The sequence below is a fragment of the Luteimonas pelagia genome, assembly GCF_054776035.1.
On the sequence record NZ_BAAHCG010000001.1, the window covers coordinates 453,190 to 470,294 of the forward strand.

At 71.5% G+C, this 17,105-nt stretch carries 13 protein-coding genes; 10 read left to right on the forward strand and 3 right to left on the reverse strand.

The window, feature by feature from the left end:
- Window positions 1-148: 148 nt before the first annotated feature.
- From dapD to map, 3 genes are read right to left on the reverse strand one after another with little or no spacing between them, the layout of a single operon-like run.
- Window positions 149-1,267 (reverse strand): 2,3,4,5-tetrahydropyridine-2,6-dicarboxylate N-succinyltransferase, encoded by a 1,119-nt coding sequence (gene dapD, locus ACYU7H_RS02080; protein WP_460812086.1) that lies wholly within the window; start codon window positions 1,265-1,267, stop codon window positions 149-151.
- Complete coding sequence (gene glnD / locus ACYU7H_RS02085) at window positions 1,264-3,900, reverse strand: [protein-PII] uridylyltransferase (RefSeq protein WP_460812088.1); 2,637 nt, start codon at window positions 3,898-3,900, stop codon at window positions 1,264-1,266. The genes dapD and glnD overlap by 4 nt, the downstream gene beginning before the upstream one ends.
- On the reverse strand, window positions 3,897-4,673 hold the full coding sequence (map, locus tag ACYU7H_RS02090; RefSeq protein WP_460812089.1) for a type I methionyl aminopeptidase: 777 nt from the start codon (window positions 4,671-4,673) through the stop codon (window positions 3,897-3,899). Before map ends, glnD begins: the two co-directional genes overlap by 4 nt.
- A 741-nt stretch (window positions 4,674-5,414) precedes the next feature.
- On the opposite strand from map, the gene rpsB reads away from it, so the two are divergent.
- From rpsB to bamA, 10 genes are all read left to right on the forward strand, one after another.
- On the forward strand, window positions 5,415-6,290 hold the full coding sequence (gene rpsB, locus ACYU7H_RS02095; protein WP_460812091.1) for a 30S ribosomal protein S2: 876 nt from the start codon (window positions 5,415-5,417) through the stop codon (window positions 6,288-6,290).
- A gap of 158 nt (window positions 6,291-6,448) precedes the next feature.
- Window positions 6,449-7,315 carry a translation elongation factor Ts gene (tsf, locus tag ACYU7H_RS02100; protein WP_460812093.1) on the forward strand — a complete coding sequence of 289 codons (867 nt, stop codon included), beginning with the start codon at window positions 6,449-6,451 and terminating at the stop codon, window positions 7,313-7,315.
- 426 nt (window positions 7,316-7,741) lie between these two features.
- Window positions 7,742-8,470: a UMP kinase gene (gene pyrH / locus ACYU7H_RS02105; protein WP_460812094.1), complete on the forward strand. Its 729-nt coding sequence runs from the start codon at window positions 7,742-7,744 to the stop codon at window positions 8,468-8,470.
- Between the two features lie 152 nt (window positions 8,471-8,622).
- Window positions 8,623-9,525 carry a cation diffusion facilitator family transporter gene (locus ACYU7H_RS02110; protein ID WP_460812096.1) on the forward strand — a complete coding sequence of 301 codons (903 nt, stop codon included), beginning with the start codon at window positions 8,623-8,625 and terminating at the stop codon, window positions 9,523-9,525.
- A 75-nt stretch (window positions 9,526-9,600) separates the two neighbouring features.
- On the forward strand, window positions 9,601-10,158 hold the full coding sequence (frr, locus tag ACYU7H_RS02115; RefSeq protein WP_460812098.1) for a ribosome recycling factor: 558 nt from the start codon (window positions 9,601-9,603) through the stop codon (window positions 10,156-10,158).
- A 20-nt stretch (window positions 10,159-10,178) separates the two neighbouring features.
- Entirely contained in the window at window positions 10,179-10,943 is a 765-nt protein-coding gene (gene uppS / locus ACYU7H_RS02120; RefSeq protein WP_460812099.1) for a polyprenyl diphosphate synthase, read from the forward strand.
- On the forward strand, window positions 10,940-11,803 hold the full coding sequence (locus ACYU7H_RS02125; protein ID WP_460812101.1) for a phosphatidate cytidylyltransferase: 864 nt from the start codon (window positions 10,940-10,942) through the stop codon (window positions 11,801-11,803). The genes uppS and ACYU7H_RS02125 overlap by 4 nt, the downstream gene beginning before the upstream one ends.
- Window positions 11,804-11,821: 18 nt before the next feature.
- Complete coding sequence (dxr, locus tag ACYU7H_RS02130) at window positions 11,822-13,030, forward strand: 1-deoxy-D-xylulose-5-phosphate reductoisomerase (protein ID WP_460812102.1); 1,209 nt, start codon at window positions 11,822-11,824, stop codon at window positions 13,028-13,030.
- A 42-nt stretch (window positions 13,031-13,072) separates the two neighbouring features.
- Window positions 13,073-14,422, forward strand: a complete 1,350-nt coding sequence (gene rseP, locus ACYU7H_RS02135; RefSeq protein WP_460812104.1) for an RIP metalloprotease RseP — start codon at window positions 13,073-13,075, stop codon at window positions 14,420-14,422.
- Window positions 14,423-14,566: 144 nt separating this feature from the next.
- Complete coding sequence (gene bamA, locus ACYU7H_RS02140) at window positions 14,567-17,095, forward strand: outer membrane protein assembly factor BamA (RefSeq protein WP_460812106.1); 2,529 nt, start codon at window positions 14,567-14,569, stop codon at window positions 17,093-17,095.
- Window positions 17,096-17,105: the final 10 nt, after the last annotated feature.

Consider the following 17,105-nt stretch of genomic DNA (forward strand, 5'->3'; position numbering starts at 1 on the left):
AACTTCCAGGATCTCGAGGAGCAGGCGTCGCGCAGCCTGGTGCGCGACCGTTGGCGACATGGATGTCGCCACCGAGCCTACAGGGACGTATTCACGGCGTGTCGCGCACCAGGCTGCGCGGCGCCTGCTCGCCCGCGCAAACCGATGATCATTCGGCAAGACCCCGCAGCAGTTCGTTGATGCTCGTCTTGCTGCGCGTCTTCGCGTCCACGCGCTTCACGATCACCGCGCAGTACAGCGAATGCGACCCGTCGGCCGACGGCAGCTGGCCCGACACGACCACGCTGTACGGCGGGATCCGCCCGTAGCTGACCTCGCCCGTCGCCCGGTCGTAGATCCGCGTCGACTGGCCCAGGAAGACCCCCATGCCGATCACGCTGTGGTGCCCCACGACCACGCCCTCGACGACCTCCGAGCGCGCACCGATGAAGCAATGGTCCTCGATGATCGTGGGCGTCGCCTGCAACGGCTCCAGCACCCCGCCGATTCCCGCCCCGCCCGACAGATGGCAATGCCTGCCGATCTGCGCGCACGACCCCACGGTCGCCCACGTGTCCACCATCGTCCCCGCGCCCACGTGCGCACCGATGTTCACGAAGCTCGGCATCAGCACCACGTCCCGGCCGATGTGGCTGCCCGCGCGCACGATCGCGCCCGGCACGACGCGCGCGCCCAGCTTGCGGAACGCCGCCTCGTCGAAGGTCGCGAAGCGCGCCGGCACCTTGTCCCAGAACGGCGCCGGGTACGACTCGACCAGTTCCATGTCGTTGACCCGGAAGTAGAGCAGCACCGCCTTCTTCAGCCACTCGTTGACCCGCCAGCCGCCCTCGCCGTCCGGCTCCGCGACCCGGAATTCGCCCGACTCCAACCCCTCGATCGCCTGCTCGACGGCGGGCCGGGTCGAGCCTTCGAGCTCGTCCGGCGTGAGCATCGTCCGACGCTCCCACGCGCTGTCGATCATGAATTTGAGGCCCGCGGCCGCGTTGTCGCGCGCGCTCGGCTTGCGCGGCTGCGCCGGCGCCTTCGGCGCCGCCGGCTTCGGAGACGCCGCCTGCCTGGGAGACGCCGTCTCCGGGGCCGACTTCTTCGGGACCGATTTCCGCGCCGGAACCTCGACCTTCGTCGGACCCGCAGGCGTCTTCTTCGCCGTTGGCGCCTTCCCGGTCGCGGCCTTCCTGGTGGCCTTCTGCGTGGCTTTCTTCGCGGCCTTCGTCGAGGCCTTACTGGCGGCCTTCTTCGCGGCCGGCTTCTTCTTCGGGGGACTCATCGTGCTTCTCCATCGAGGCGTGCGAGCAGCGCCTGTCGCAGCGCCTGCTGCCGGTGTTCATCGAGCGGCTGGTCCCGCTCGTCGGTGATCTGGAAGACGTCCTCGGCGCGCTCGCCGAAGGTCGCGATGCGCGCGTCGTGCACGCGGAGCCGCTCGCCGCGCAGCGCCTGCGCCACTTCGGCCAGCAGGCCGGGCCTGTCGGTGCAGACCAGGCTCAGCACCGTGCGCCCGCGCCGGTTCGCGTCGTCGCCGCCGACGGCGGTGAAGGCGATCTGCGGCGCGATTCGGAAATGGCGCAGGTGGCGCGGCTGCGTGCGGCGGGCCGGGCGGATCGCGGCGAGGTCGCCGGCGAGCGCGGTGCCCAGCCGTGCCTCGACCGTCTCCGGGGCCGGCGCCTCGCGCCCCTCGCCCGGGATGACCTCGAAGCTGTCGAAGATCGTGCCGTCGGGCCCGTCGAGCACCCGGGCCTGCTGGATCGCCAGGCCCAGGCGGTCGAGCGTGGCGACGATCGCCGCGAACAACCCGTCGCGGTCGCGCGAATGCACGAAGACCTCGAGCGTCCCGGCGTGCTGCAGCAGCGGTCGCACGCGGACCACCTCGTCGCCCGGCGTACGGCCGCGCAGCGACGCCGCCTGCCACGCCACCTGGTCGGGCCGGCCGCGCAGGAAGGCGCTGTCGGGCATGCGCGCGAACAGCGTCTCGGCCTCCTGCTCGCCGACGCCGGTGGCCACGAGCATCGACCGCGCCGCGTCACGGGTCTCGCCGATCCGCTCCTCGGCCGCGAGCGGATGCTCCAGTCCGCGGCGCAGCGCCATCCGGGCGGTCGTGTACAGGTCGGCGAGCAACCGGTCCTTCCAGCCGTTCCACAGCTTGGGCGACGTGCCGGCGATGTCGGCGCAGGTCAGGAGGTAGAGATTGTCCAACCGCTCCCGGTCGGCCACTTCGGTGGCGAACCGGTGGATGACGTCCGGGTCGGCGATGTCCTGCTTCTGCGCGGTCAGCGACATCAGCAGGTGCCGTCGCACCAGCCATTCGACCAGCGCGGCGTCGCCGCTGGTCAGGCCGTGCGATTCGCAGAACACGCGCGCGTCCTCGGCGCCCAGTTCCGAATGGTCCCCGCCCCGGCCCTTGGCGATGTCGTGGAACAGCGCGGCCAGCAGCAGCCGCTCGGGCTTGCGCAGGCGTGGCCAGACCTGGTGGGCGATGGCGAAACGCTCGTCGGGGTCGCCCGACGCGAACTGCGCCAGGTTCCGCAGCACCGCCAGCGTGTGCTGGTCGACCGTGTACACGTGGAACAGGTCGAACTGCATGCGACCGGACACCTTCGAGAACGCCGGGATGTAGCGGCCAAGCACGCCCAGCCGCGACATCCGCTCGAGCGTGCGCACCGGCGCGTGACCGCGCAGCAGCTTGAGCATCCGCTCGCGCAGCTCCGGCGACGCGTCGGTGTAAGCCGGCACGATCGGCAGGGCCTCGGCCAGCGCGCGGGCGGTCTGCGAATGCAGGCCGCGCACGTCGGGATGGCGCGCCCACACCGCGAACAGCTCGAACACGTCCTCCGGCGACGCCGGCCACGCAGGGTCGCGCGCGGCGACGTAGCCCCGGCGCAGTTCGAAGGCGTCGTCGAGCGGCTCGGGCTCCGACTCGCCCTCGAGCTGCTCCTCGAACCGCTGCAGCAGGCGCTCGCCGATCCGCAGCACCAGCGCGGCACTGCGGTAGAAGTCCTGCATCATCCGCTCGACCGCGAGGTTGCCCGCATCCTCGGTATGGCCCAGGCGCTCGGCGAGCGCCTTCTGGTGGTCGAAGCGCAGGCGCTCCTCGCGCCGGCCGGCGACCAGGTGCAGGCCCCATCGCATCCGCGAGAGCGTGCGCCGCTGCCGCTCGAGCGTGGCGTACTCGTCGGCGCCGAACTGGCCGGCGGCGACCAGGGGTTCCAGCCCGCGCGCGCCCAGCACGCGCAGCGCCATCCAGTGCAGCGTCTGCACGTCGCGCAGTCCCCCGGGCCCGTCCTTGAGGTTGGGCTCGAGGTTGTCGGCGGTGTCGTCGAAGCGCGCATGGCGCTCGCGCTGCTCCTCGCGCTTGGCCTGGAAGTAGGCCCGCGGCGTCCACACCCGGTCCGGCGCGATCGCCGCGGCCAGGCGCGCGACCTCCGCGGCATTCGTCTGCAGCGGCCGCGCTTCCAGCAGCGCGGTCAGGACGGTGATGTCCCCGCCGGCCGCCGCGGTGCATTCCTCCGCAGACCGCACCGCATGCCCGACCGGCAGTCCCGCGTCCCACAGCAGCGCGAACAGGCGGGCCAGCGCATCGTGGTTCTCGCGCTGCGCCTCCGGCTCGGCGAGCACCAGCAGGTCGATGTCCGACTGCGGGAACAGTTCCCCGCGCCCGTAACCGCCCACGGCGAACAGCCCGACGTCGGTGCGGTCCGCGCCGATGCAACGCTCCCACGCATGCCGCACCCAGCTGTCGACCGCACGGGTGCGCGCGGCCAGCAACCGGTCGATGTCCTCGCCGGCGTCGAAGCGCGCGGCGAAGGCGGCGTCATCGGCCGCCAGCGCGGCCCGCGCCGCCGCGGCCCAGGCCGCGTCGTCCTGCCCGTGCCGCTCCGGAGACCGGTTGGCGGCCGGCGCGCTCACAGGTCGTTGTCGTCCCCGGGCAGCCGGGTGAGGATCTCGACGCCGTCGGCGGTCACGGCGACGGTGTGCTCCCACTGCGCGGAAAGCGTGCGGTCCTTGGTGACGACGGTCCAGCCGTCCGGCAGCAGGCGGGTGTGCCGCTTGCCCTCGTTCACCATCGGCTCGATCGTGAAGGTCATGCCTTCCTTCAGCACCAGGCCTTCGCCGGCCCGCCCGTAGTGCAGGACCTGCGGCTCCTCGTGGTACACGCGGCCGATGCCGTGGCCGCAGTACTCGCGCACGACGGAGAACCGTTCCGATTCGGCGTACTTCTGGATCGCCGCGCCGATGTCGCCGAGCGTCGCGCCCGGCCGCACCAGCCGGATGGCCTTGAACATGGCCTCGCGCGTCACCTCCACCAGCCGGCGCGCCATCACCGACGGCTCGCCGACGTAGTACATGCGGCTGGTGTCGCCGTGCCAGCCGTCCTTGATGACGGTGACGTCGATGTTGAGGATGTCGCCGTCCTTGAGCACCTTCGAGGGGCTCGGGATGCCGTGGCAGATCACGTTGTTGACCGAGGTGCACACGGTCGCCGGGAAGCCGCGGTAGCCGACGTTCGCCGGCACGGCATTCTGGACGTTGACGATGTGGTCGTGGCAGATGCGGTCCAGCTCGTCGGTGGTCACGCCCGGCTTCACGTGCGGGGCGACCACCTGCAGCACCTCGGCCGCCAGGCGGCCGGCAACGCGCATCTTCTCGATGTCGTCAGGGGTCTTGATGGAGATAGCCATTGCCCGATTATCGCCCAACCCCGACCGGCGTCGGTGTCACCGCGCGCAAGGCGAACCCGTGGGCGTGCGTGCCGGCGGCCGCGGCTGGTCGGGGGTCATGCTTTTCGCGCGGCAGGGCGTCCTGCCCTGACGCGCGCGCCGGCCATCCTTGGCCGACTTGGCGCATGACCCCCGACCATCCACGTCCGCCCCTGCCAGACCGGCTCCGCTCACCCAAGTACAAAAGCCGGGGGATCCGGCTGCCGGCCGCCGCGGCCCGCCCGTGCGAGAACGCTGCCCCTTCCTTGGCCACTGGTGACGGGGAGGGCCCCGGCCGTCCGTGGGGCGGGGGTGAGGGGTGCTGCGTCAAGCAGGCCAGGGACGGCCTGCGCGCGAGTCAGGGCAGGATGCCCTGACCGAGCGAAGAGCAGCACCCCTCGCCCCCGCCTGCCCGCGAAACGATCGTCCGCTCCCGCTCCCGCACCCCGCCAGCCCCCGCATTGCGGCCAAGCCCCTGATCCGGGTAGAATTCCGCGGCTTCGTGGGCCCGATCGGCCTTCGAAGACCGCCCATGCCGGGCGTCACCGGCAAATACACACCCGTCGCCACAGCCCGTGCCGGGGTGCCCGAAGCCGAATGGCGGAGGGTTCGGACACGGACGCGACGGGGAGGCCCAACCCCGGAATCCATGCCACGGCGCCAGGCGCCGCGGCCCCGCCCACACACGACCCGGGCGGCGGATTCCCCATCGGAGCAAGAGCAATGCCCCAGATCACCATGCGCCAGATGCTGGAGGCCGGCGTGCACTTCGGCCACCAGACCCGCTACTGGAACCCCAAGATGGGCCCGTACATCTTCGGCGCCCGCGGCAAGATCCACATCATCAACCTCGAGAAGACGATGCCGCTCTTCTCGGACGCCATGAACTTCCTCTCGGGCATCGCCCAGAAGCGCGGCATCGTGCTGTTCGTCGGCACCAAGCGCTCCGCGCGCGACGCCGTGAAGGAAGAGGCCGAACGCTGCGGCATGCCGTACATGACCCAGCGCTGGCTGGGCGGCACGCTGACCAACTTCGCGACCGTCAAGAAGTCCGTCTCGCGCCTGAAGGAGCTCGAGGCCGCCGAGACCGACGGCACCTTCGGCAAGCTGGTCAAGCACGAAGTGCTGCGCCTGCGCCGCGAGCGCGACAAGCTCGAGGCGTCGCTGGGCGGCATCAAGGAGATGAACCGCCTGCCGGACGCCCTGTTCGTGATCGACATCGGCCACGAGGACATCGCCGTCCAGGAAGCCAAGAAGCTCGGCATCCCGGTCGTCGCCGTCGTCGACACCAACTACGACCCGGCCCTGGTCGACTACGCCATCCCGGGCAACGACGACGCCATCCGCGCCGTCCAGCTGTACGCCCGTGCCGCGGCCGACGCCGTGCTCGAGGGCAAGGCCGCCGCCCCGTCGGCCGCCACGGTCCGCGAGGACGAGTTCTCCGAAGGCGAGTCCAAGCCGGCGCGCCGCGCCCCGGCGAAGAAGGCCGCCAAGGCGGACGGCGACGAGGCCAAGGCCGGCGAGTCCCCCGCCACCGAAGCGAAGGCCGGCGACGAGGCGAAGGCCGGCGACGACGCCAAGGCCGACGCGGCCGAGTAAGGCCGCACCGCGGGGGCGCGCCCCACGGCGCGGCCCCGACCCGCGATTCCGGCAGGAATTCCTGCAGGCACGCCCCCGGGCATGGACGCGGCACCACGCCGCGCATCCGATCGTTCCCGGAAACGGGCCTGCGACACCACATCCAAGAGGCAACCCCCATGGCAGAGATCACCGCTTCCCTGGTCAAGGAACTGCGCGAGCGCACCGGCGCCGGCATGATGGAGTGCAAGAAGGCGCTCACCGAGAACAACGGCGACATCGAGGCCGCGGCCGACTGGCTGCGCAAGCAGGGCCTGGCCAAGGCCGACAAGAAGGCCAGCCGCGTCGCCGCCGAAGGCCGCATCGTCAGCGCGCAGGCCGACGGCAAGGCCGTGCTGGTCGAGATCAACTCCGAGACCGACTTCGTCGCCAAGGACACCAACTTCGTCTCGTTCACCGACGCGGTCGCCAATGCCGCGCTGGGCGCCGGGGACATCGACGCGCTGAAGGCCGCGCAGGTCGACGGCGGCACCGTCGAGGAAGTGCGCACCGCGCTGATCGCCAAGGTCGGCGAGAACGTGCAGGTCCGCCGCATGGCCCGCATCGACAGCGACAAGCAGATCGGCGCGTACGTGCACGGCGGCCGCATCGGCGTGATCGTCGAGGTCAAGGGCGGCGACGCCGAGCTGGCGCGCGGCCTGGCGATGCACATCGCCGCGATGAACCCCCCGTACATCTCGCCCGCGCACGTGCCGGCCGACTTCGTTGCACGCGAGAAGGAAATCGCGATGGCCCAGGTCAAGGACACCAACAAGCCGGCCGAGATCATCGAGAAGATGGTGTCGGGCAAGGTCAACAAGACCGTCAACGAGATCTGCCTGACCGGCCAGCCCTACGTGCTGGACACCAACCAGTCCGTCGAGCAGGTCCTGAAGGCCGCGGGCGCCGAGGTGCTGCAGTTCGTGCGCCTGGCCGTCGGCGAAGGCATCGAGAAGAAGGAAGACGACTTCGCTTCCGAAGTGATGAAGCAGGCCGGCCTGGCGTAATCGAGGCCGCTGCTGTTGCCTGGAAGAACCCCGCTTCGGCGGGGTTTTTCTTTTCCGGTTTGCGGAGAAGTGGCTTGCGCGGAGGGCGGGCATCGGAAGCCTTGGGGGCGAATGTCCCCCGGCATCCGCCTTGCGGCGGCTGCCTCCTCCTTGATTTCGCCCCCAAGGCTTCCGACGCCCACCTTCCCATTGCACGCGCGAGCTGCAGCGATTGCGTCTGTCCGAGCGCCGGGGGCGGGTGGGCCTCGGGGCGAAATCAAGGAGGAGGCGAAGGCCGCAGGCCGTAGCCGGGGGACATTCGCCCCGAGGCCCACCCGCCCCCGGTGCCTTCGCGGAACCCAGCGTCGGCGCCCCGCGGAACCCGAACAGCGACGCCCCCGCAGAACGGTCCGCTACAATCCCGGCACCCCAGCCGGAGCCGACCGCATGCCCCTCGCCCACCGCCGCGTCCTGCTCAAACTGTCCGGCGAGGCGCTGATGGGGGATGCGGATTACGGGATCGATCCCGCGGTGATCGGTCGGCTGGCGCGCGAGGTCATCGAGGCCCAGCAGGCGGGCGCCGAGGTGGCGCTGGTGATCGGCGGCGGCAACATCTTCCGCGGCAAGGGCCTGGCCGACGCCGGCATGGACCGCGTGACCGGCGACCACATGGGCATGCTGGCCACCGTGATCAACGCGCTGGCGATGCAGGACGCGCTCGAGAAGCTGGGCGGCAAGGCGCGCGTGATGAGCGCGATCAAGATCAACGACGTGTGCGAGGACTACATCCGTCGCCGCGCGATCCGCCACCTCGAGAAAGGCCGGCTGGTCATCTTCGCCGCCGGCACGGGCAACCCGTTCTTCACCACCGATTCGGGCGCCGCGCTGCGCGCGATCGAGATCGGCGCGGACCTGCTGCTCAAGGCGACCAAGGTCGACGGCGTCTACGACCGCGACCCGAAGAAGCACGCCGGCGCCACGCGTTTCGAGCGACTGAGCTACGACCAGGTCATCGCGCGCGACCTGCAGGTCATGGACACCGCCGCGTTCGCGCTGTGCCGCGACGCGGACATGCCGCTGCGCATCTTCGACATGGGCCAGCCCGGCACCCTCCTGCGCATCCTGCGCGGCGAGGACGTGGGCACGCTCGTGCAGGGTCGCGACCCCGCACGCTGATTCTCCCGCCCCATTGACGCCTGTCGTCCCGAGCGCAGCGAGGGACCTGCTTCATCGCTTGGCCATTGGTCGCCGGAACAAGCAGGTCCCTCGCTGCGCTCGGGACGACAGGGACGGATGACCGCGGACGGCGCCGCGGGCACACTGCACCCATGCACGCCCACGACCACCACCACGACGGGACCCGTGCGTTCGCCGCGGTGACGCTGGTCAACCTGGCCTACACTGTGCTCGAGGCCGGCTACGGCTTCGCCATCGGTTCGCTGGCCCTGCTTTCCGACGCGCTGCACAACCTCGGCGACGTGCTCGGGCTGGGCCTGGCCTGGGGCGCCGCGGTGCTCGCCAAGCGGCGTCCCACCGGGCGCCACACCTACGGATGGCGCCGCGCCACCCTGCTCTCCCCGCTGGCGAACGCGCTGCTGCTGGTCGCCTTCTCCGGCGCGCTGGCATGGGAGGCGGTGCGCCGGTTCGCCGCGCCGCCGGACATCCCGGGCATGCCGGTGATCGTCGTGGCGGCGATCGGGATCGCGGTCAACCTCGGCGCCGCCTGGCTGGTGCGCCATGGCCACGACCATGACCTCAACCGCCGGGGCGCGTTCCTGCACCTGGTCGCCGATGCCGCGGTGTCGCTCGCGGCGGTGCTCGCCGGCGCGGGCATGCTCGCCTTCGGCTGGCACTGGCTGGACCCGGCGACCGCCCTGCTGGTCGGCGCGGTGGTCGCCATCGGCGCATTCGCGCTGCTGCGCGACGCCTTCAACGCGGCGATGGACGCAGTGCCCCGCAGCGTGGACCCGGCCCGCGTCGAAGCCTTCCTCGCGGCGCAGCCGGGCGTCGAGGCGGTCCACCACCTGCACATCTGGCAGCTCGGCGCGGGCGAGATCGCCATGACGGCGCACCTGGTGCGTCCCGCCGTCGAGGGCCACGATGCGTTCCTGGACGGCATGAACGACGCGCTGGCGCGTGAATTCGGCATCAACCACCCCACCCTGCAGATCGAGCATGGCGCGGCCTGCGGGCACGACGACCGCGACCATGCGCCGCACGGCGGCCACTGAAGGCGCCATCCGGGCCGCCCGGCGGCGGCCGCCCGCTATACTCGCCCGGCTCAACAGACCGCGACGGAGCCCGCGATGCTCAACGAGATCAAGAACGACGCCCAGACCCGGATGCACAAGAGCGTCGAATCGCTCCGCCAGGACCTGACCAAGGTCCGCACCGGCCGCGCCTCCACCGCCCTGGTCGACCACCTGAAGGTCAACTACTACGGCTCGGACATGCCGCTGTCCCAGGTCGCCAGCGTCGCCGTCACCGACGCGCGCTCGCTCACGATCACGCCCTGGGAGAAGCAGATGGTCTCCGCGGTCGAGAAGGCGATCCTCGCCTCCGACCTGGGCCTGACCCCGAACACCGCCGGCACCGTCATCCGCATCAACATGCCCGCGTTGACCGAGGAGCGCCGCCGCGAGCTGTCCAAGCACGTGCACGCCGAGGGCGAGAACGCCAAGGTCGCGATCCGCAACATCCGCCGCGACGCCAACCACCACGTCAAGGAACTGCTGAAGGACAAGCAGGTCACCGAGGACGACGTGCGCCGCGCCGAGGACGAGATCCAGAAGCTCACCGACTCGGCGATCAAGGACGTGGACGAGGTCGTCAAGGCCAAGGAACAGGAGCTGATGGCGGTCTGACCGGCCCGGCCGCGACCCGCATGCCCGAACCTTCCGAAGCCGCCAGGGGCGACATCCCCCGCCACCTCGCCGTCATCATGGACGGCAACGGCCGCTGGGCGCAGCAACGCAACCGCCCGCGCGCCATCGGCCACCGCGCCGGCGCGCGCGCGGTCAACCTGTGCATCGACTTCTGCCTCGAGCGCGGCATCGCGGCGCTGACGCTGTTCGCCTTCTCCAGCGAGAACTGGGGCCGGCCGAGCGACGAGGTCGGCGCGCTGATGAAGCTGTTCATGGGGGCGCTCGACCGCGAGGTCGGCGAGCTCGACCGGCGCGGCGTGCGCGTGCGCTTCATCGGCGACCGGGCGCGCTTCTCCGAGGCGATCCGGCAGCGCATGGCGCACGCCGAGGCGCAGACCGCGCGCAACGCCCGCCTGCACCTGACGGTCGCGGCCAGCTACGGCGGGCGGCAGGACATCGCGGCCGCGGCGCGGGTGCTGGCGCGGCGCGTGGCCGACGGAGCGCTGGACGCCGAGGCGATCGACGAGACGCTGCTGGGCGCGGAAACCGCGCTCGCAGACCTCCCGCCGCCGGACCTGTTCATCCGCACCGGCGGCGAACACCGGATCAGCAACTTCCTGCTGTGGCAGCTGGCGTACACCGAACTGTGGTTCACCGACACGTTGTGGCCGGCGCTGGATGTCGCCACACTGCAGCGCGCCCTGGACGACTTCGCCCGGCGCGAACGCCGGTTCGGCCTCACCGGCGCGCAGGTCGCGCGCCCGCAACCCGGAGTACAGGGATGACCCGATTGCGGGTGCTCACCTCGCTGGTCATGGCACCGCTCGCGATCGCGGCCGTCCTGCTGCTGCCCACCCCGTGGATGCTGGCGGTGGGCGCGGTGGTGATGCTGGCCACGCTGTGGGAGTGGCTGCGCCTGGCGGACGTCGACGACACGCTGGGGCGCTGGATCCTGCTGGCCGCGAACCTCGCGCTGATGGTGGCGATCGTCTGGGCGTCGCGAACGCCCGGCGGCTTCAGCTGGGTGCTGTTCGAACTGGCCGTGCTGGTCGGCGTGGCCTGGTGGCTGGCCGCGCTGCTCTGGCTGCGCAGCTTCGAATTCGCGTCCGACCACACGACGCACGCGCGCATCTTCAAGCTGGCCGCCGGCACCCTGTCGGTGGTGCCGGCGTGGTGCGCGCTGGCGATCATCCACGGCGGCGACGCCGGCACGGAAGTGGTCCCCGGCGCGGACCGCGGGCATGTCTGGCTGCTGGTCGCGGTGGTGATCGTCTGGGCCGCGGACACGGGCGCCTACTTCGCGGGCCGCCGGTTCGGCCGCCGCAAGCTCGCCCCCCGCGTCAGCCCGAACAAGACCATCGAGGGGCTGCTGGGCGGCCTGGCCGCGGCGGTCGTCACGGGCGTCGCACTCGCGCCGCTCGCGGGCGCCGAGCTCGCGCAACTGCCCGCCGTCGCGCTCGTCGCGCTGGTGGCCGGGATGTTCTCCGTGGTCGGCGACCTGTTCGAGAGCCTGCTCAAGCGGCACGTCGGGGTGAAGGACTCGGGCAACCTGATCCCCGGCCATGGCGGCCTGCTGGACCGCTTGGACGGCGTGCTCGCCGCGCTGCCGGCCTTCGCGCTCGGAAAGGCCGTCCTGGGGTTCTGAGGATGCCGGGGCGACGCCATGGCTGAGGAGGGGCGGCAGGCGGTCGCGGTACTCGGGGCCACCGGCTCGATCGGCGCGTCCGCGCTGGACGTGGTCGCGCGCCATCCTGGCCGGCTGCGCGCCAGCGTGCTGGTGGCGGGCAGCAACGTCGATGCCCTCGTCGAACTCTGCCGCACCCACCGGCCCGACCATGCCGCGATCGCGGATGCGTCCATGCATGGCGCGCTGCGCGATGGCTTGCGGGCCGCCGGCCTCGACACGCAGGCCCACGCCGGGCCGGGGACGATCGACGCCCTGGCCGGCTCGGATGCCTGCGACACGGTCGTCGCGGCCATCGTCGGCGCCGCGGGCCTGTCGTCGACGCTCGCGGCGGCCCGGGCCGGCAAGCGCCTGCTGCTGGCGAACAAGGAGTCGATGGTGCTCGCGGGCGAACTGCTCACCGCCGCGGCGCGGGGCGGCGGCGCGGACGTGATCCCCGTCGACAGCGAACACAACGCCATCTTCCAGTGCCTGCCGCCGCACGCCGCCGGGGCGCCCTGCCCGCAGGTCCGCCGGCTGGTGCTGACCGCCTCCGGCGGGCCGTTCCGCGGCCGCGACCGCGCGTCGCTGGCGGGCGTGACGCCGGCGCAGGCGGTGGCGCATCCGAAGTGGTCCATGGGGCCGAAGATCTCGGTCGACTCGGCCACGCTCATGAACAAGGGGCTGGAGGTGATCGAGGCCCGCCACCTGTTCGGACTGCCCGGCGACCGGATCGACGTCCTCGTGCACCCGCAGAGCCTGGTCCATTCGCTGGTCGAATTCATCGACGGCTCCACCCTGGCCCAGCTCGGCCTCCCCGACATGCGCACCGCCCTGGCGGTGGGACTGGCGTGGCCCGACCGCGTCGACTCGGGCGTCGCCGGCCTCGACCTGCTCGCGCAGGGCGGACGCCTCGACTTCGAGGCGCCCGACACCGAAGCATTCCCCTGCCTGCGCCTGGCGTATGACGCGCTCGCCGCGGGCGGCGACGCGCCCGCCGTGCTCAACGCGGCGAACGAGGTGGCGGTTTCAGCCTTTCTTCAGGGCCGCGCCCGCTTCCTGTCGATCCCCGCACTGGTCGAGGATGCGCTCGAAGCGGTCGCCGGCGGACCCGCGGGGAACCTCGAGGCGCTGCTGGAGTCCGATGCCCGCGCCCGCGCCCACGTCGCCGCGGCGCTCGACCACCCCCGCACGGTGTCGTCCGCATGACCCGATTCCCCTCCCGCGCCGCGCACGACCGGGCCCTCGCCGATGGGTGACTTCCTCGGCTCGGTCTGGTGGATGATCGTCAGCCTCGGCGTGCTGGTGACCTTCCACGAATTCGGCCATTACTGGGTGGCCAGGCGCTGCGGCGTCCGCGTGCTCCGGTTCTCGGTCGGATTCGGAAGGGCGCTGTGGTCGCGCCGCGGTCGCGACGGCACGGAGTACGTGATCGCCGCCCTGCCGCTTGGCGGCTACGTGAAGATGCTCGACGAGCGCGAGGGCGACGTGCCGCCGGAACTGCGGGCCCAGGCCTTCAATACGCAGTCCGTCTGGCGCCGGATCGCGATCGTCGCCGCCGGCCCCATCGCCAACCTCGTGCTGTGCGTGGCCCTGCTGTGGGCGATGTTCGTCGTGGGCCGGCCGGACTACCAGCCGGTCGTCGGCCACGTCGACGGCATTGCCGCGGAAGCCGGGCTCGCGCGCGGCGACCGCATCCTCGAAGTCGGCGGCCGGCCGACCCCGACCTGGAGCGAGGCCGCGCTCGCGATCACCACCGCCGCCCTGGATCGCGCGGACGTGCCCCTGCGGCTCGATGCCGCCGACGGCGGCACCGTCACCCGGACCCTCCGCCTGTCCCGCCTGCCCGCGGAGATCGAGGAGCGCCGCGCGGTGGAAGCGGCCGGCCTGCTCCCGCGCCATTTCCTGGTCCCGGCCGTGATCGGCCGGGTCGCCGAGGACTCGGCGGCCGAGGGCCTGTTCGAAGTCGGTGACAGGGTGACCGCGGTCGACGGCACGCCGGTGGCCAGCTTCGACGAGATCGGCCCGCTCGTGCAGCGCATGGGTGGCGGCCCGGGGATGATCGAGGTCGACCGCGCGGGCGAGCGGCTCGCGCTGGAGGTGGCCCCGCGGCGCGAGTCGGCCGACGAGGGCGAGGGCCGCTGGGTGCTGGGCATCGTCCCCGAGACCACCACGCGGCCGCCCCACGACGCGGAACTGCGCCGCGGACCGGTCGCGGCCGTCCCGGCCGCGCTGGCGGCGGGGTGGCAGCTGGCGGCGGACTCGATCGGGATGATCGCCCGCATCTTCGATGGCCGGGCCTCGGTGGAGAACGTCTCCGGGCCGATCACGATCGCGCGCTTCGCCAATGCGTCGGCGGACATGGGACCCGCCTGGTTCCTCAATTTCCTCGCCCTGATGAGCCTGAGCCTGGCGATCGTCAACCTGCTGCCGATCCCCGTCTTGGACGGCGGTCACCTGCTGTATTACCTTGTCGAGCTGGCCAAGGGCAGTCCCCTGAGCGATCGGGCGATGGTCGCCGGCCAGTACGTCGGGCTCGCCCTGCTCGCGGGGCTGATGGGCCTGGCGTTCTACAATGACATCCTGCTGCTGGTGCGATGACCCCTGTGCGGACGCCGGCGGTCCCGCCGGCCGCCTCCGCGGCAGGGGCGCGTGCCCGCGCCGCATTGCCGGGACCATCGCGCCCGCCTGCCCCCGAAGCGCCGCGTGGCGCCCGGGGAACCCATTCCTGCCGACGGACGTGACATGACGCCACCCTGCCCCCGCCGACTGCTTGCCATCGCCCTCGCCTCCGCCCTCGCGGGTCCGGCCTGGGCCCAGCAGGCGGATCCCTTCGCGGCCCCCGCCGCGCCGGCCACCGATCCCGCCGCCGCGCCGCCCGCGCCCGTCGCGCCGCAGGCCACGGGGACGCTGCCGTTCGTGGTCTCGGACATCCGCGTCGACGGCCTGCAGCGCATCTCCGCGGGCACGGTCTTCACCTACCTGCCCGTGCAGCGGGGCGACCGGCTCGACGCGGCCGGCGCCGCGGACGCGATCCGCGCCCTGTACAGCACCGGGTTCTTCGAGGACGTCCGCCTGGACCGCCAGGGCGACATCCTCGTCGTCACGGTGACCGAGCGCCCGGCGATCAACGACCTGAACATCACCGGCAACAAGGACATCGAGACCGCCGACCTGGAGCGCGGCCTGGCCGAGGTGGGGCTGGCCGAGGGCCAGACCTTCGACCGCATGGCGCTCGACCGGGTCACCCAGGAACTGGTGCGCCAGTACAACGACCGCGGCAAGTACAACGTCTCGATCCTGCCCTCGGTCAACCGCCTGGACCGCAACCGCGTGGACCTCACCATCGTCATCGACGAGGGCGACGCGGCGAAGATCCGCCACATCAACATCATCGGCAACGAGACGTACGGCGACGAGGCGATCCTCGATACCTGGGAGTCCGCCGAGAGCAACTGGCTGAGCTGGTACCGCCGCGACGACCAGTACTCGCGCGAGAAGCTGTCGGGCGACCTCGAGCGCCTGAATTCCTACTACCTCGACCGTGGCTACGTCGACTTCAGCGTCGATTCGCCGCAGGTCGCCATCAGCCCCGACAAAAGCGACATCTTCATCACCGCGGGCGTCACCGAGGGCGACAAGTACACCGTTTCCTCCGTGGAGGTCACCGGCGAGACGATCCTGCCGAAGGACCGGATCGAGCGGCTCGTGCTCGTCAAGGAAGGCCAGACCTTCTCCCGCGCGCTGGTCGAGCTCAGCGCCGAGGCGATCATCGCCACCCTCGGCAACATCGGCTACGCGTTCGCCCAGGTGAACCCGATCCCCGACATCGACCGCGACGCCGACACCGTCGGCCTGAAGCTGCAGGTGGTGCCCGGCCCGCGCGTGAACGTGCGACGGATCAGCTTCAAGGGCAACACCCGGACCGCCGACGAGGTGCTGCGCCGCGAGATGCGCCAGTTCGAGAGCGCCTGGTATTCGCAGGCCGCGATCGACCGGTCGAAGATCCGCCTGCAGCGCCTGGGCTACTTCGAGACGGTGGACGTCGAGACCCAGCCCGTGCCGGGCTCCCCGGACGAGGTGGACGTCGTCTACAACGTCAAGGAAACCACCTCCGGCAGCTTCGTGTTCGGCCTCGGCTACTCGCAGCTGTCGGGCCTGACGACCTCCATCCAGGTCCAGCAGAGCAACTTCCTCGGCACCGGCAACCAGGTCAGCGTGCAGGCGCAGCGCAACAGCTACCTGCAGCGCTACGACTTCTCGTTCGTGAACCCGTACTTCACCGACGAGGGCATGTCGCTCGGCTACAACCTGTGGTGGCGCGAACTCGACTACTCGGACTTCAACATCGCCCAGTACTCGAGCAACAGCGGCGCGGCGCAGCTGCTGCTGGGCCTGCCCATCACCGAGACCGACACCGTCTCGGCGCTGTTCGGCATCGACAGCAACGAGATCCTGGCCTTCCCGGGCACCACGCCCAAGCCGATCATCGACTACATCAACGCCGTCGGGCAGCGCACGTTCCACGCGTGGCGCGGGCAGCTCGGCTGGGCGCGCGACACCCGCAACGACTTCTTCGCCCCGACCCGCGGCCTCTACCAGCGCGTGTCGGCCGAGGTCGCGCTCCCCGGATCGACCGTCGAGTACTACAAGCTCAACTACGAGTTCTCGAAGTACTGGCCGCTCAGCCGCGCGCTGGTGCTCAACACGCGGGCGGAAATCGGCTACGGCGACAGCTACGGCGACCCGTACGTGCGCAACCTCTGCTTCACCGCGCCCACGCCGCCCAGCGAGGCCCACCCGAACCCGCCGCCCCCGCCGCCGCCGAGCGATCCGTGCCTGACGTCCTCCGGCGACTACATCGAGACGGTCACCGCCGACGGCCTCCCCTTCTTCGAGAACTTCTACGCAGGCGGCGTGCGCTCGATCCGCGGCTTCCGCGACAACACCGTGGGTCCCCGCGCGGAGATCCCGGGCTTCAGCGGCCGGGGCCAGGTGCTCGGCGGCGCGCTCAAGACCGTGGGTTCGGTGGAGCTGTACTTCCCGCAGCTGCTCGACTCGCCGTCCGCGCGCGTCTCGACGTTCCTCGACTTCGGCAACGTGTACCGGAGCACGGACGACTTCGACGCCGGCACGTTCCGCGCCTCGACGGGCGTGGCGCTGCTCTGGCGCTCGCCGCTGGGCCCGATCTCGATCAGCTACGCGATCCCGTTCCAGCGGGAGGACGACGACGAGACCGAGCGCCTGCAGTTCACCTTCGGCGGCGCGTTCTGACGGCCGCCCC

Coding starts and splice junctions, on each gene's coding strand:
- dapD (WP_460812086.1), bottom strand. CDS start 1,267: ATGAGTCCCCCGAAGAAGAAGCCGGCCGCGAAGAAGGCCGCCAGTAAG.
- map (WP_460812089.1), bottom strand. CDS start 4,673: ATGGCTATCTCCATCAAGACCCCTGACGACATCGAGAAGATGCGCGTT.
- rpsB (WP_460812091.1), top strand. CDS start 5,415: ATGCCCCAGATCACCATGCGCCAGATGCTGGAGGCCGGCGTGCACTTC.
- tsf (WP_460812093.1), top strand. CDS start 6,449: ATGGCAGAGATCACCGCTTCCCTGGTCAAGGAACTGCGCGAGCGCACC.
- pyrH (WP_460812094.1), top strand. CDS start 7,742: ATGCCCCTCGCCCACCGCCGCGTCCTGCTCAAACTGTCCGGCGAGGCG.
- ACYU7H_RS02110 (WP_460812096.1), top strand. CDS start 8,623: ATGCACGCCCACGACCACCACCACGACGGGACCCGTGCGTTCGCCGCG.
- frr (WP_460812098.1), top strand. CDS start 9,601: ATGCTCAACGAGATCAAGAACGACGCCCAGACCCGGATGCACAAGAGC.
- uppS (WP_460812099.1), top strand. CDS start 10,179: ATGCCCGAACCTTCCGAAGCCGCCAGGGGCGACATCCCCCGCCACCTC.
- ACYU7H_RS02125 (WP_460812101.1), top strand. CDS start 10,940: ATGACCCGATTGCGGGTGCTCACCTCGCTGGTCATGGCACCGCTCGCG.
- dxr (WP_460812102.1), top strand. CDS start 11,822: ATGGCTGAGGAGGGGCGGCAGGCGGTCGCGGTACTCGGGGCCACCGGC.
- rseP (WP_460812104.1), top strand. CDS start 13,073: ATGGGTGACTTCCTCGGCTCGGTCTGGTGGATGATCGTCAGCCTCGGC.
- bamA (WP_460812106.1), top strand. CDS start 14,567: ATGACGCCACCCTGCCCCCGCCGACTGCTTGCCATCGCCCTCGCCTCC.